This window comes from Halomonas cibimaris, assembly GCF_039537045.1.
Lineage (GTDB): Bacteria > Pseudomonadota > Gammaproteobacteria > Pseudomonadales > Halomonadaceae > Vreelandella > Vreelandella cibimaris.
Map to the genome: position 1 here is coordinate 47,277 of NZ_BAAAZT010000009.1, position 14,270 is coordinate 61,546.

The 14,270-nt window shown below is 65.2% G+C and carries 14 protein-coding genes; 5 read left to right on the plus strand and 9 right to left on the minus strand.

Annotation, left to right across the window (positions count from 1 at the left end; genetic code table 11):
- Nucleotides 1-48: 48 nt before the first annotated feature.
- Both hda and ABD654_RS00835 read right to left on the minus strand, forming a co-directional pair.
- Complete coding sequence (hda, locus tag ABD654_RS00830; protein ID WP_344701325.1) at nucleotides 49-753, minus strand: DnaA regulatory inactivator Hda; 705 nt, start codon at nucleotides 751-753, stop codon at nucleotides 49-51.
- On the minus strand, nucleotides 750-1,874 hold the full coding sequence (locus ABD654_RS00835; protein ID WP_344701327.1) for an AI-2E family transporter: 1,125 nt from the start codon (nucleotides 1,872-1,874) through the stop codon (nucleotides 750-752). Before ABD654_RS00835 ends, hda begins: the two co-directional genes overlap by 4 nt.
- Before the next feature lie 188 nt (nucleotides 1,875-2,062).
- Between ABD654_RS00835 and purM the strand changes: the two genes are divergently transcribed.
- Together purM and purN are read left to right on the plus strand one after the other, a co-directional pair.
- The gene (gene purM / locus ABD654_RS00840; protein WP_344701329.1) at nucleotides 2,063-3,154 is read left to right on the plus strand and encodes a phosphoribosylformylglycinamidine cyclo-ligase; all 1,092 of its coding nucleotides are present in this window, start codon (nucleotides 2,063-2,065) and stop codon (nucleotides 3,152-3,154) included.
- Nucleotides 3,151-3,906 carry a phosphoribosylglycinamide formyltransferase gene (gene purN, locus ABD654_RS00845; RefSeq protein WP_344701331.1) on the plus strand — a complete coding sequence of 252 codons (756 nt, stop codon included), beginning with the start codon at nucleotides 3,151-3,153 and terminating at the stop codon, nucleotides 3,904-3,906. The genes purM and purN overlap by 4 nt, the downstream gene beginning before the upstream one ends.
- 89 nt (nucleotides 3,907-3,995) lie before the next feature.
- Here the strand turns inward: purN and dcd are convergent, their stop codons facing one another.
- The 5 genes from dcd to ABD654_RS00870 all read right to left on the minus strand — a co-directional run bounded on the left by dcd (nucleotide 3,996) and on the right by ABD654_RS00870 (nucleotide 9,375).
- The gene (dcd, locus tag ABD654_RS00850) at nucleotides 3,996-4,562 is read right to left on the minus strand and encodes a dCTP deaminase (protein ID WP_344701333.1); all 567 of its coding nucleotides are present in this window, start codon (nucleotides 4,560-4,562) and stop codon (nucleotides 3,996-3,998) included.
- Nucleotides 4,563-4,611: 49 nt separating this feature from the next.
- A complete protein-coding gene (apbC, locus tag ABD654_RS00855) occupies nucleotides 4,612-5,412 on the minus strand; it encodes an iron-sulfur cluster carrier protein ApbC (RefSeq protein ID WP_344701335.1) in 801 nt (266 codons plus the stop codon).
- A gap of 91 nt (nucleotides 5,413-5,503) precedes the next feature.
- Nucleotides 5,504-6,334, minus strand: a complete 831-nt coding sequence (locus tag ABD654_RS00860) for an enoyl-CoA hydratase-related protein (protein ID WP_344701337.1) — start codon at nucleotides 6,332-6,334, stop codon at nucleotides 5,504-5,506.
- Nucleotides 6,331-8,505 (minus strand): acetate--CoA ligase family protein, encoded by a 2,175-nt coding sequence (locus tag ABD654_RS00865; RefSeq protein ID WP_344701339.1) that lies wholly within the window; start codon nucleotides 8,503-8,505, stop codon nucleotides 6,331-6,333. Before ABD654_RS00865 ends, ABD654_RS00860 begins: the two co-directional genes overlap by 4 nt.
- A gap of 54 nt (nucleotides 8,506-8,559) precedes the next feature.
- The gene (locus ABD654_RS00870) at nucleotides 8,560-9,375 is read right to left on the minus strand and encodes an enoyl-CoA hydratase/isomerase family protein (protein WP_344701341.1); all 816 of its coding nucleotides are present in this window, start codon (nucleotides 9,373-9,375) and stop codon (nucleotides 8,560-8,562) included.
- 173 nt (nucleotides 9,376-9,548) lie between these two features.
- On the opposite strand from ABD654_RS00870, the gene ABD654_RS00875 reads away from it, so the two are divergent.
- The 3 genes from ABD654_RS00875 to ABD654_RS00885 all read left to right on the plus strand — a co-directional run bounded on the left by ABD654_RS00875 (nucleotide 9,549) and on the right by ABD654_RS00885 (nucleotide 13,051).
- Complete coding sequence (locus tag ABD654_RS00875; protein WP_344701343.1) at nucleotides 9,549-10,439, plus strand: MurR/RpiR family transcriptional regulator; 891 nt, start codon at nucleotides 9,549-9,551, stop codon at nucleotides 10,437-10,439.
- Complete coding sequence (locus ABD654_RS00880; protein ID WP_344701345.1) at nucleotides 10,436-11,188, plus strand: glycerophosphodiester phosphodiesterase family protein; 753 nt, start codon at nucleotides 10,436-10,438, stop codon at nucleotides 11,186-11,188. Before ABD654_RS00875 ends, ABD654_RS00880 begins: the two co-directional genes overlap by 4 nt.
- 144 nt (nucleotides 11,189-11,332) lie before the next feature.
- Nucleotides 11,333-13,051, plus strand: a complete 1,719-nt coding sequence (locus tag ABD654_RS00885) for a proline--tRNA ligase (RefSeq protein ID WP_344701347.1) — start codon at nucleotides 11,333-11,335, stop codon at nucleotides 13,049-13,051.
- Nucleotides 13,052-13,357: 306 nt separating this feature from the next.
- On the opposite strand, the gene ccoM is transcribed toward ABD654_RS00885, so the two are convergent.
- The gene (gene ccoM, locus ABD654_RS00890) at nucleotides 13,358-13,474 is read right to left on the minus strand and encodes a cytochrome c oxidase subunit CcoM (RefSeq protein WP_344701349.1); all 117 of its coding nucleotides are present in this window, start codon (nucleotides 13,472-13,474) and stop codon (nucleotides 13,358-13,360) included.
- Nucleotides 13,475-13,641: 167 nt separating this feature from the next.
- Complete coding sequence (locus tag ABD654_RS00895) at nucleotides 13,642-14,166, minus strand: FKBP-type peptidyl-prolyl cis-trans isomerase (protein ID WP_344701351.1); 525 nt, start codon at nucleotides 14,164-14,166, stop codon at nucleotides 13,642-13,644.
- Between the last annotated feature and the right edge of the window lie 104 nt (nucleotides 14,167-14,270).

A 14,270-nucleotide genomic window follows, 5' to 3' on the forward strand; every position in this document is an offset into this window, starting at 1 on the left:
TCCTCAGAAAGGTTCATGATGGCTCACAGCAGGCAGCAAAACGACGTGCTACCAGCCAAGGGCCTGTTTGACGAACGGAATAGTCAGCTTGCGCTTGGCCGAAAGCGAGGCTCGGTCGAGGGTTTCCAGCGCGCGGCAAAGCGCGCTGAGCTGGCGCGGGCCACGGTGCAGAATGTAGCGTGCCACGTCGTCTGGCAGCGCCATGCCGCGCACCTCAGCGCGCAGTTTGAGCGCGGCCAGCCGGCCGTCGTCGTCCAGCGGCTGCACGTGATGGGTCACGCCCCAGGTCAGCCTTGATGCCAGATCCGGCAGCAGCACCGGCAGCTGACGCGGCGCGACGCTGGCGGCGATCACCAGGCGCTTACCGGCGTCGCGCAGGCGGTTGAAGGCATGAAACAGCCCCTCTTCCCAGCGCTTGCGACCGATCACGCACTCCAGATCGTCAATGGCGACCAGATCCAGCCGTTCGATATCCTCAAGCATCAGCGGCGGGAAGTGCCCCAGATCTTCAAGCGGCAGATACAGCGCCCGCGCATCCTGATCCGAGGCCTGATGGCAGGCTGCCTGCAGCAGATGGCTGCGCCCGGTGCCCGGCGCGCCCCACAGGTAGAGATAGGGTTCGCCTTCGGGTTCCGGCTGGTGAATAAGCTGCTCTACCAAAAGCGCATTACGCGGGCCTGCGTAGTAATTGCCAAAGGTGGCATCGTCGCGCAGCCCTACGCCCAGCGGCAGCTGTGCCGGTGGTCGGTTCATGGTCTCTCCCCTTCGTCCCTTTCAGCGTCGCGCGTTGCCTTGGATAAGCGCTGGCCGCCGTCGCCGGCCGGCCGCGTGCAAATGTCATATAAGGGACTGTTTTTATATCGTTCCAGCCCTTCGCGCAAGAGCACCATCACCACCGCGGCCGCCGGCAGCGCCAGCAGCACGCCAAGAAAGCCAAACAGTTCGCCGCCCGCCAGCACGGAAAAAATCACCGCAACCGGGTGCAGGCCAATCTTGTCACCCAGCAGTTTGGGCTGGAGCACCACGCTTTCCACTACCTGACCGAGGGCAAACACCGCCACCACGCCGGCAATCGACCACAGCGTACCGATCTGAAAAAGCGCCACAATCAGCGCAATACTCAGGCCGACGATAAACCCCAGAAACGGCACGATACTGGCAAGGCCGGCAATAAAGCCGATCAGCAGTCCCACGTTCAGCCCCAGCAGGCTCAGCCCCAGCGCGTAGATCGCCCCCAAACACAGCATCACCAGCAGCTGGCCGCGCAAAAACGCCGCCAGTACGGCGTTGCAGCGCCGGCCCAGGCGCGTCACCTCGTTCACCCAGGGGCGCGGAACCAGCCCGCTGGCGTTGTCGATCAGCCGCTGCCAGTCCAGCAGCAGATAAAACGTGACCACCGGCACCAGCGCAGCGTAGGTCACCCAGGATACCAGCGCCATGCCCGAACGCCCCAGCTGGCCCAGCGCGCTTGCCAGGTAGCCGCCGGCATCGCGCCAGTTGTCGGCAAATATCTGCTTGATGCCGGCCAGATCGGCGCGCAGGTCGTAGCCAAACCATTCCTTGAGCCGCGGGGCCAGGGCGTCTTCCATCCAGCCAACCATCGCCGGCACCGCATGGCCCAGCTGCTTGGCCTGCTGCACCGCTGCGGGCACCAGAACCAATAGACTCAGCGCCAGTACGATCAGCATTACCAAAAACACGCTGGTGACCGCAAAGGGCCGGCTCATGCCCAGCCGCTCGAAGCGGTGCGTCAAGGGGTTGGCCACGTAGGCCAGCATCAAACCGGCAATAAACGGCATCAGCACCGCGTTAAGCAGATAGACCAGCAGCACGGCTACACCGGCCAGCAAAAGCCACCACCATGAATATCGCACTCGCGACTTCTCCCTGACTGCCTGTGTATGAGCGGCGCAATGCCTTACGCCGTAGCGGGTGTTACACTTTGCCGCCTGGAAACGTTGCCACCCGTAAACTTGTTCGCCGGCGCGCCCGGGCCGCGTATCGCCCCGGCGTGGGCAGGCGCAACCTCCGGCCTTGCCGAATCAGCCCTACAGGACTTGCCATGACCGAGACACCCTCTACCCCACCGGCCCACGCTTCGCTGAGCTACAAAGACGCCGGCGTGGATATTGACGCCGGCAACGCGCTGGTCGAGCGCATCAAACACGTCGCCAAAAGCACCGCACGCCCGGAAGTCATGGGCGGGCTTGGCGGCTTTGGCGCACTGTGCGAGCTGCCCGCCGGCTACCGCCATCCGGTGCTGGTGTCCGGCACCGACGGCGTGGGCACCAAACTACGGCTTGCCATGACGCTTGGCAAACACGACACCATCGGCATTGACCTGGTCGCCATGTGCGTCAACGACCTGATCGTGATCGGCGCCGAGCCGCTGCAGTTTCTTGACTACTATGCCACGGGAAAGCTCGATGTGGATATCGCCGCCGATGTCGTCAGCGGCATCGGTGAAGGCTGCCGCCAGGCCGGCTGCGCGCTGGTGGGCGGCGAAACCGCAGAAATGCCCGGCATGTACGCCGGCAGCGACTACGATCTGGCCGGCTTTTGCGTAGGCGTGGCGGAAAAATCCGCCCTGATTGACGCCTCTCAGGTCAGCGAAGGCGACGCCATTCTAGGGCTCGCCTCGTCCGGCCCGCACTCCAACGGCTACTCGCTGATCCGCAAGATCCTTGACGTCAGCGGCGCCGAGCTGGACACCGCCCTGGGCGACACTACGCTGGGCGAGGCGCTGATGGCCCCCACCCGCATTTACGTCAAACCGCTGCTGTCGCTGGTTCACGCAAGCGACGTTGAGGTTCACGCCCTGTCGCACATTACCGGCGGCGGCCTGACCGAAAACCTGCCGCGCGTGCTGCCCGAGCATCTGGCCGCGCACATTGACACCCAAAGCTGGCCGCGCCCGGCGGTGTTTGACTGGCTCCAGCGCCAGGGCAACGTCGCCGAAGACGAAATGTACCGCGTGCTCAACTGCGGCATCGGCATGGCGCTGGTGGTGCCGGCCGCCCAGGCCGAACAGGCCCGCGCCCACCTGGAAGCCCGGGGCGAAACGGTCTATCGCATCGGTACGGTGGTGCATCGCCAAAACGACGCGCCCGGCGTCGTCCTGGAAAACCTGGCAGACGGGAGCACGCCGGCATGAGCGAACACGAGAGCGATACGCTAAACGACTTCGCCGCCGATGCGGTGACGCCGCCGCGCATCGTGGTGCTGATCTCGGGCAGCGGCAGCAACCTGCAAGCACTGATTGACGCCCAGGAACACGACCGGCTGGGCGGCGGCGAGATTGCCGCCGTGATCGCCAACGTGGCCGACGCCTACGGCCTCAAGCGCGCCCGGGATGCCGGCATCGACGCTGTGGCACTGCCCCACCGGGAGTACGAAAGCCGCGAGGCCTACGACGGCGCGCTGATCAAGGTCATCGAGCGCCACGAGCCCGACTTGATCGTGCTCGCCGGCTTTATGCGCATCCTTACGCCGCGCTTTGTCCAGCGCTTTATCGGCCGGGTGCTCAACATCCACCCGTCGCTGCTGCCAGCCTACCAAGGCCTGAATACCCACGCCCGGGTGCTCGCCGACGGCGTTGCCGAGCACGGCTGCAGCGTGCACTTCGTCACCGAAGAGCTCGACGGCGGGCCGGTAGCCCTGCAGGCCGCGCTCAACGTCACCGCCGATGACTCACCCGCCACGCTAAAGGACAAGGTTCACGCCCGAGAGCATTTGATTCTGCCCATTGCGGTGAGCTGGTTCTTGCAAGGCCGGCTGCGCTTTGACGGCAGCCACGCCACCATGGACGGCGTAGCCCTGCCCGCGCGCGGCATGCGCTTAAGCCACGAAGACGCCGCCGAAGAGCTGGACGAGGACCTGTCCGACGAGGCCGGCGCCGAAGAGTAGCGCCCTCCCGCACAGACGGCGGCGCACGGTGATTGGCCGTGCGCCGCTGCGTGCCTGCCCTGTTACGCTTTCCCGCCTTTTGAAACGGCTCAGGTGCGTGGCAGGGTCACGCCGCGCTGGCCCATGTACTTGCCGCCACGATCCTTGTAGGAGGTCTCGCAGATTTCGTCGGATTCAAGAAACAGCATCTGCGCCACGCCTTCGTTGGCGTAGATGCGCGCCGGCAGGTTGGTGGTGTTGGAAAATTCCAGCGTCACATGGCCTTCCCACTCCGGCTCCAGCGGGGTGACGTTGACGATGATGCCGCAGCGCGCGTAGGTCGACTTGCCCAGACATATCGTCAGCACGCTGCGCGGAATGCGGAAATACTCCACCGTGCGCGCCAGCGCAAAGGAGTTGGGCGGAATCACGCAGACCTCGCCTTTCACATCCACAAAGCTTTTTTCGTCAAAACCCTTGGGGTCCACCACCGCCGAATGGATGTTGGTAAACACCTTGAACTCGTCGGCGCAGCGCACGTCATAGCCGTAGCTTGAAGTGCCGTAGGAAATCACCCGCCGGCCGTTCACGTAGCGCACCTGCTCGGCCTCAAACGGCTCGATCATCGCCTCGCGCTGGGCCATGCGGCGGATCCATCGATCTGATTTTATACTCATAAAGGGGTCTCAACAGGCCCGGACTTTCCCGCCCGGAAGGTGGGCGGGATTACTCGCTGAACGAAATGCTCGGACCCTCGCCCGGCGCCTGATCCATGGAGGCGGCGACCTGGCGCGCCATCTCGGCAAACGTGCGGCTGACGCTGCTGTCCGGCTCGGCCACGACCGACGGCCGGCCGGAATCGGCAAACTCGCGGATCGAAAGACTCAGCGGCAAACGTCCCAGCACCTGGGTGTCGTACTCCTGGGCAATGCTGTCGCCGCCGCCCTCGCCGAAGATAGGCGCTTCGTGGCCGCAGTTTTCGCAGTGGTAAAGGCTCATGTTTTCCACCACGCCAAGCACCGGCACGTTGACCTTGCGAAACATCTCGATGCCCTTGCGCGCGTCCAAAAGCGCGATGTCCTGGGGCGTGGTGACGATCACTGCGCCGGAGACCGGCACCTTCTGAGAAAGCGTCAGCTGAATGTCACCGGTGCCCGGCGGCATGTCGATGAGCAGAAAATCGAGGTTGTCCCAAAGCGTCTGGTTGAGCAGCTGCTGAAAAGCGCCCACGACCATGGGCCCGCGCCATACCATGGGCTCTTTGTTGTCAATCAAAAACGCGATGGACATGGCCTGGATGCCGTGGGCCATCATGGGGTAGAACGCCTGGTCATCTTTGGTAGCAGGCCGCTCGCCCTCTTTTACGCCGAGCATCTGCGCTTGGCTGGGGCCGTAAATGTCGGCGTCGAGCACGCCGACCCGGTAGCCCTGGGCAGAAAGCGCCAGCGCCAGATTGGCCGTAACCGTGGATTTACCCACGCCGCCCTTGCCCGAGGCAACGGCAATCATGTGCTTTACCCCTTCCATTGTGCGCTCCTTGATCAGGTCAGTGCCGGCGTTCGCGCCGGCGGGATATCGCCGCCGATGATACCCCTAAGCCGGCCGGGTATAAACCGGCCTAGCGCTTGGCCATCTTTTCCAGCATGGCGTTGACCGCCTCCAGATGTTCAGGCTCGTTGTGGCACATGCCCTGAAACACCGCGCACTTCTCCAGAAACGGCTTGAGCTCGGCGTCGCCGCCCTCTTTCATCAGCCGCTTGGTCAGCCGGGTGGCTCGGGGCGGCTGCGCGGCAATGCGCCGGGCGTGGGCCATGACGGTATCCATGAGCGCCTCGGGCTCGGTCACCTCCAGCACGATGCCGTATTCTTTGGCCTCGTCAGCGGTGATTATCCGGCCGGAAAGCGTCAGCTCAAAGGCCCGCTGGTAGCCGATCAGGCGCTGCATGAAAAAGGCGCCGCCGTCGCCGGGGATAATCCCCAGGTTCAAAAACGTCTCGCCGAATTTGGCCCGGCTGGAGGCAATGCGCATGTCGGCCATGTTGGCCAGATCGAAGCCGGCGCCGATGGCCGCGCCGTTGACTGCGGCAATCATCGGCACTTCCACCTCGGCCAGCGCCAGCGGAATGCGCTGGATGCCCCGGCGGTAGCGCTCGGCCACCTCGGCGACGTCGCCGGCAAAATCGCCCCGGCGCTCGGCCATGTCCTTGACGTTGCCGCCGGCAGAAAACGTTGAGCCGGCGCCGGTTATCACTAGCACCGAGACATCCTCGCAGCGGTTGACCCACTCGGCCACGGCGACAATATCGTCGATCAGCGCGGTGCCGGTCAGGGCGTTGCGCACGTCGTGGCGGTCAAGGGTCAGGATGGCGATGCGCCCTTCTTGTTCAAGCGTCGCATCGGTCAGTTTGGGTAACGGTATATTTTGCGTTTCAGCGTGTGCGTTGGTCATGGTGCAGACTCCTCATCGGTGGCCAAGAGAATACGCGCATCCACCACGGCATAGCCGTCGGGGTAGGCGATCACCGGATTCAAATCCAGCTCGGTAATATCGGGGTAGGCCTCCATCAGCCGGGAGACGCTCACCAGCAGGTCGATCAGCGCATCCTTGTCGACTCCGGGCGCGCCGCGCACGCCGTCCAGCACGCGCCGGGCCTTGAGCTGCTCCAGCATGCCCGCGGCGTCCTCGCGGCTGAGCGGCGCGGCGCGAAACGCCACGTCTTCCAGCACTTCGACAAGCACCCCGCCCAGGCCAAACATGACCACCGGGCCGAAGGTGTCATCGCGCATCAGCCCCACGATTACCTCCACGCCCTTGGGCGCCATGGGGGTGACGAGCACGCCGTCGATCCGCGCGTGAGAATCATATTCCCGGGCCGAGCGCAGAATGCCGGCGTAGGCCTCGGCCAGTGCCGCCTCGCCTTCCAGGTTCAGCGCCACGCCGCCGGCGTCGGATTTATGAATGATATCCGGGCTGACCACCTTCATCGCCACCGGCGTGCCGGCAAAGACTCGGGCCGCATCCGCCAGCTCGTCGGCGTCACGCACCAGGCGCTCGTCAAGCACGCCAATGCCGTGTTCGGCCAGCAGCGCCTTGGCTTCCGGTTCCAGCAGGCTGCGCCCCTTTGCCCGGGCGCCGGCCACCAGCGCCTGCCCCCGGCTGCCGGGCACGGCGGGCGGCAGCGCCGGGGGAACGGGGCGGTCCAGATACGCGCCGCGCTCGCTCAGCGCAGCCAGCACGCTCACCGCTTTTTCGATGGAGGCATACACCGGCACGCCGGCCGTACGCAGCCGCGTTAGCGCCGGCGGTTTGACCGGGGCATAAAGGCTGTAGACCACCACGGGCTTAACCGCAGTTCCGGCCAGTTCGACCATGGTCTCAGCGCCGCGCATTTCATCATCGGCAAGGGATTCATCGAAACGCCGGGCGTAGCCGCCGAACATGCCCACCAGCAGTACGGCGTCCACGCCGGGATCCGCCGCGACGATCGCCATACAGGTGGCCAGCAGCGCCGGATGCGCATCGGTGGCGCCGGCCACGTCCACCGGGTTGACGGTGGAGGCCTGAGCGGAGAGCGCAGCGCTCAGCCGCGCTTGGCAGTCAGCGGTCAGCGTGGCCAGCTCAAGGCCGGCCTCGGCCAGGCGATCAGCGGCGATGGTGGCCTGGCCGCCGCCGTCGGCGATCACCGCCACGCGCCGCCCCGGCGACCGCTGCAGCTGCCCCAGCCCTTCGGCCACGGGCAGGATATCGTCGGAGTACGGCACCACGTTGACGCCTGCCTGGCGCAGCAGATCCACGGTCATCGGATAGCTGCCGGCCAGTGCGCCGGTGTGCGAGCTGGCCGACTGCTGCCCCTGAGCTGTGGCGCCGGATTTGTACACCACCACCGGTTTGGCCGCGCTGACCTTGCGCGCGGCGTCAAGAAACGCCCGGCCGTCGCGAAACCCTTCAACGTAGAGCGTTGCCACCCGAGTGTGCGGGTCTTCCCCCAGATAGCGCAGGTAGTCATCAAAGCCCAAATCGCTCTGGTTGCCCGGGCCGACGTAGGTGCTAAAGCCCACCTGACCGTGGTGCTCGGCCTCAAGCGCAAGCGACAGCAGCATGTTGCCGGACTGGGAAACCACGCCGATATCTCCGGCGCGCAGATGATCCAGCGCCAGCAAGTTAAACCGATAATGCAGGTTAAACACCCCTGAAGTGTTAGGGCCGATCAGCCGTACGCCGCCGGCCCGGGCGCGGCTGAGCATATCGCGCTCCAGGCGCGCACCTGCCGCACCGGTTTCGCCAAAGCCGCTGGCCAGAATAATTGCGCCTTTGACCCCGCGCCGGCCGCACGCCTCGATAAGCGCCGGCACCGTGGCCGCCGGCGTGCAGATCAGCGCCAGCGCCGGCGCCTTGGGTACGGCCTTGATGTCCGGCCAGGCGCGAACGCCAAGAATCGTATCGGCCTTGGGGTTGACCGGATAGACAGCGCCCGAATAGCCGCCCTGTATCAGTCCCAGCATGGCTTTGTAGCCGCGCTTGGTCGGGTCATTCGACGCGCCAATCACGGCGATACTGGCAGGGGCCAGCAGCGCGTGCAGCGGGCTTTCTTCGAGGCAGGCATCGTCAAAGGGTTTCATGCGGTAGTGGTCCTGTCGGGTACGTTCGTAGGCAAAGTGAAGGGCATGTCGCGCTCAGCGCCCCTGAAAACGCGGGGCGCGCTTGTGGGCGAAGGCGTCCACGCCCTCCTGCCAGTCGGCGGTGGTCGAGCAGGTAAACACCGCGTCCAGCTCCTGCTGCAGATGGCCGTCCAGCGTCTCGGCCGCGCCGAGGTTGACCAGCCGCTTGAGCATGGCCATGGAAACCGGCGCCTGAGCGGCCAGCCGCTCGCCCAGCGCCGCCGCCTGCTCGCCCAGCTCATCGCCGGGATACGCCGCCAGCGCCAGCTGCAGCCGGGCCGCTTCGATGCCGTCGATTTTCTCGCCGGTGTACAAAAGCCGCCGCGCCTGGGCCAGCCCCACCAGCTGCGGCAAAATCTTGGAGACCCCGCCGCCGACACAGGTGCCGATACTGGTTTCGGGAAAGCCGATGCGGGCGTCTTCGGCCATGAGGATGAAGTCGCAGGCCACGGCCATTTCCGCCCCGGCCCCCAGAGCGTAGCCGTTGACCGCGGCGATCACCGGCTTGGGCAGGCGGTAAAGCGCCTCGCACACGTCGTTGCCGCGCTGCAGATAGGCACGCCGCTGGTACAGTGTACGCTCGGCGCCGCCGTGTTCTTTCATGTCCGCCCCGACGCAAAACGCCCGCCCTTCGCCGGTCAGCACCAGCGCGCGGACCCGGCTCTCCCGCCGGGCAAAGGCCAGGGCATCAAGCAGCTCGTCGTAGAGGGTTTCCACCACGGCGTTCAGCCGGTGGGGGCGGTTCAGGCGGATTTCCAGCACGCGGCTGTCGGCCTCGGCCGTTAGCCAGGCAAGGCGCAGGGTGTCGTAGGCGGGCAGCGAATCAGTCATGGTCGGTTTCCGGTTGCAAAAAGGTACGATCGTTTCTCTTTATTCTAAAAAGAAACAATCGTTTCACAACAGCGAGCATAGCCGCGCACCCTCAACGCGTCAATACGGCTGTGTCACGGCGCATTTTTCAGGTACATTCGTGCCAGACCCTTACCCACTAGCCGATAACGCCCATGCCCGATACCGCAACCTCTGCCGAACAGCGCCTCACCGACGTATCGCGCCGCCTAGCGGACATAAGCCCGACGCTGAGCCCCCAGCTGCGCCAGGCAGCCGGCTACGTGCTTGACCATCCGGGCGATGTGGCTTTCCAGTCGGTGCGCGGCTCGGCCGCGGCGGCCAGCGTTACCCCATCAACGCTGGTGCGCCTGGCACGAAAGCTCGGCTTTGACGGCTATGAACCCTTCCGCCACGTCTTTCAGGCTGCGCTTCAGGCCGGCGCCGGCGAGCTGGGCGGCCGCGCCAGCCGGCTCAACCACCACACCCAGACGCGCCCCAACAGCGTCTTCGGTGATATCGGCGAAACGGCGCTGACCAACATCGGCGCGCTGCTCACCGACGATAACCGCGCCCGCATCGAAGCGGCGGCCGCGCAGCTGCTCAGCGCCCGGCGCATTGCCGCTATCGGCTTTCGCGATACCTTTGCCTGCGCCTATCACTTTGCCTACGTCGGGCGCATTGCCATGCCCAACGTCGAGCTGGTGCGCGGTCAGGAAGGCGGCCTGCTGACCGAGCTTGCAACGTTCGCCGAGCAGGATATCGCCGTGGTTTTCGGCTTTGCGCCCTACTGCGCCGAGACCCTGCGCGCGCTGGATGTGCTGCACCGGGCGGGCTGCCGGCTTATCGTGGTGACCGATACGCTGGCGTCGCCGCTGGTGCCCCCAGCCAACCTGGCGTTCAATCTGGCCACCGAAACGCCGCATTTTTTCCCCTCGATTGTGGCGGCGATTACGCTGATCGAAGCCGTGCTGGCCGAGTGCGTAGCCCAGGGGCCGGAAAACATGGTGGACAACGTCAGCCGTTTCGAGCAGCGCATGCGCACCCTTGGGGCCTACGTCGAATGAACCCGGCGCACCCGGCCGTTGCCCTGCCGCCGGTGATTGGCCACCGGGGCTACAGCGCCCGGGCGCCGGAGAACACGCTGTCTGCGGTGATTGAGACCCGCCGCGCCGGGGTGCGCTGGGTAGAGCTTGACGCGCAGCTGCTGGGCGACGCCACGCCGGTGATCTGGCACGACCGCGACGTCGGCCGCTGCTCAAACGGCCGCAGGCGACTCATCGACTTGACCCGGGAAGACGCCGCCCGGCTGGACGCCGGGCGCTGGTTTGGCAACGCGTTTGCCGGCGAACCCATGGCCACCCTCGACGAAATGCTGGCCCTGCTGGATGAGCTTGACATGGGGCTGAACCTGGAGCTCAAGGTCAATCGCGGCCACGACCCGGCAGTGCTGGCGCACCGGGCGGTACCCGAGGCCATGCGCCGCCTGCCGCCGGAGCGTTTGATCGTGTCATCGTTCAGCGCCCGCGCGCTGGCCGCCGCCCGGAACATCGCCCCGCCCCGCCGGCTGGCGCTGGGCACGCTGTATAAGCGGCTTCCCGTTGACTGGCGCCGCCGCTGTGAGGCCATCGACGCCTTCAGCGTGCATCTGGACTGGCGCTACGCCACGCGCGCTCAGCTCGTAGCGATTCGTCGGGCGGGCTACGCCGCTGTCTGCTATACCGTCAACGAGCCGGCGGCGTTTGCCCGATACCGGGCGTGGGGCGCGGCCAGCGTCATCAGCGATGACCCGGCAGCGTTTCTGCCGGCCGGGTAACAGCGCGGCACGCCGTTACCGCCCGGCGCTTCACCGTCTTGGTTTTCCACCGTACAATGGCCTGCATTCCATGCCGCCCTGCCGGTCGCGGCGTTTTCGTGCTCTACGCTTACTGTCTGCCAGTCTTAAGGATTCCCTGTTCCCATGCGCGCCAGCCAACTGTTGATTGCCACCCTCAAAGAAACCCCGGCGGATGCCGAAGTCACCAGCCACCAGCTGATGCTGCGCGCGGGCATGATCCGCCGGCTGACCTCGGGCCTTTACACCTGGCTGCCGCTGGGGCTGAAAACCCTGCGCAAGGTTGAAGCCGTGGTGCATGAAGAAATGGATCGCGCCGGCGCCCAGGAAGTGCTGATGCCCGCGGTGCAGCCTGCCGAGCTGTGGGAAGAGTCCGGCCGCTGGGACGAATACGGCCCTGAGCTTCTGCGGCTGAAAGACCGCCACGCGCGCGACTACTGCGTCGGCCCCACCCACGAAGAAGTCATTACCGATCTGGTGCGCAAGGAAATCGCCAGCTATAAGCAGCTGCCGATGAACTTCTACCAGATTCAGACCAAGTTCCGCGATGAGATCCGCCCGCGCTTCGGGGTCATGCGCTCACGCGAGTTTGTCATGAAGGACGCCTACTCTTTCCACGTGGACGAAGCGTCGCTCAAAGACACCTATCAGGCCATGTACGACGCCTACACGCGCATTTTCACCCGGCTGGGGTTGGCGTTTCGCCCGGTAATTGCCGACAACGGCTCCATCGGCGGCACCGGCTCCCACGAGTTTCACGTGCTGGCGGATTCCGGCGAGGACGCCATCGTCTTTTCTACCGGCTCCGACTACGCCGCCAACATGGAAAAGGCCGAAGCGCTGCCCGCGCCCAGGGGCAGCGACGCCGAGCGCGCGGCACCTGCCGAAGAACTGCGCCTGGTGGATACCCCGGACGCCAAAACCATCGCCGCGCTGGTCGAGCAGTTTGACCTGCCCATCGAAAAAACCGTCAAGACCCTGATGGTACACGCAGCCGAAGGCGGCCTGGTGGCGCTGATTATCCGCGGCGACCACACGCTCAACGACGTCAAGGCAGAAAACCTGCCCCAGGTGGCCGCGCCGCTTGTCATGGCAAGCGAAGAGGAAATCCGCGCGGCGGTGGGCGCAGGGCCGGGCTCGCTTGGCCCGGTTGAGCTTGCCATGCCGATCGTTATCGACCGCAGCGTCGCACTGATGAGCGACTTTGCCGCCGGTGCCAACGTCGAAGGCAAGCACTACTTCGGCATCAACTGGGAGCGCGACGCCGCCCTGCCCGAGACGGCCGACCTGCGCAACGTGGTGGAAGGCGACCCCTCGCCGGACGGCCACGGCACCCTTGCCATCAAACGCGGCATCGAGGTGGGCCACGTTTTCCAGCTGGGGCAGAAATACTCCGAGGCCATGAACGCCACGGTGCTCGGCGACAGCGGCAAAACCCTGCATCCGTGGATGGGCTGCTACGGCATCGGCGTGACCCGGGTGGTGGCCGCCGCCATCGAGCAGAATCACGACGCCGCGGGCATCATCTGGCCCGACGCCATCGCGCCGTTTCAGGTCGCACTGGTGCCGATGAACGCGCACAAGTCCCAGCGCGTGCGCGAAGAGGCCGAGAAGCTCTATGAGTCGCTGAAAAGTGCCGGCTTCGATGTGCTGCTCGACGACCGCGACACCCGCCCCGGAGTCAAGTTTGCCGACCTGGAGCTGATGGGTATTCCCCACCGCATCGTCATCGGCGATCGCGGGCTGGACAGCGGCGAGCTTGAATACAAGGGCCGCCGGGACAGCGACGTCACCATGACCCCGGCAGAGCACATCGTCGATTTTCTCAAACAAAAAACGGCGTAAGGGCGTACAAAGAATAGAAAGTACCGGCTTCGCCCGCGCTCGGCTGATCGTCACCGAGCGCGGGCAGGCCTGCCTCAAGCGCGCATTACACGGTTTTTCAGCACAAAAAAGCCGGCTCCGAAGAGCCGGCGACTGAAAGCCTCGGCATGTCCCTTGGCTTTCTCCCTGACGACTGGTGATTACCAGTAACGCTTTTTTTTACCCCCTACTGCTCCTGGCCTGCCGTGCTACCCCGCACGGCAGGCTTGCCTGTGCCTGTGCCTGTTTACCTGTGCCTGTTTACCTGTGCCGGCACGGCGCGCTTGCTCAGCGCTTACCTTTACGGCGATGATCGCGCACGATAAAGGCAATCCATCCGCCCATGAACGTAATCATCATACCGACAGTGACCAAACCGAAAATAACGGCATCATCCCAATACATAGCCTTCTCCTGCCGCGATGTGTTGACGCCATGGTAGGCAGGAGGCAGCCACCAAAACCTGACGTGGATCAACTCTTGCCTTTGCCCGGGCGCACGCCGCACGGCGGCTTGATCCACATCAACTTTGCGCTTAGCGGGCTACGTTAATCGCGCCGGGGGCAACCTCGCTAGAGCACTTTGCGATCCTCAACGCTTGACGCTTCGATTTCCGGGGCGAGCGGGTGGCCTTTGGCCAGCTCCGCCCGGGTAGCATCGCGCACCTCCAGGATGCGCACGTCGTAGCGCAGCGTCTGCCCGGCCAGCGGATGGTTGGTATCCACCGTGATCTGATCGCCGTCGACGGCCAAAACGGTCACAACCTGGGGGCCGGCCTCGCCTTCGGTCTGAAAGCGGCGGCCCGGCACCGGCTCAGCGGTGCCAAACGCCTCGCGCCCGACCTGACGAACCAGCGCCTCGTCACGCTCGCCGTAGGCGTCGGCGGGAGCCAGCGTTATACGCGCCTCATCCCCCGGCCGGTAGCCGGCAAGGGCGTGCTCAAGGCCCGGCAGGATGTTGTCGTGGCCGTGCAAATAGTATAGCGGCTGCCCTCGCGCAGCGGAGTCGTCAAGCACCCGGGCGGGGTCGGCCTCCGGGGTCGCTAACTGTTCGAGTATGTAGTGCAGGCTGACGACGCGGTGGGCGGCAATCGACATGAAAAACTCCTCTCCGGTAAGCTGTCGGCGGTTTCAGCCGTGGCAGTGTAACACTGACGCGACCTGCGCTCGTTTTGTTGTTTTCCCGTCGAGGAGCTTCTATT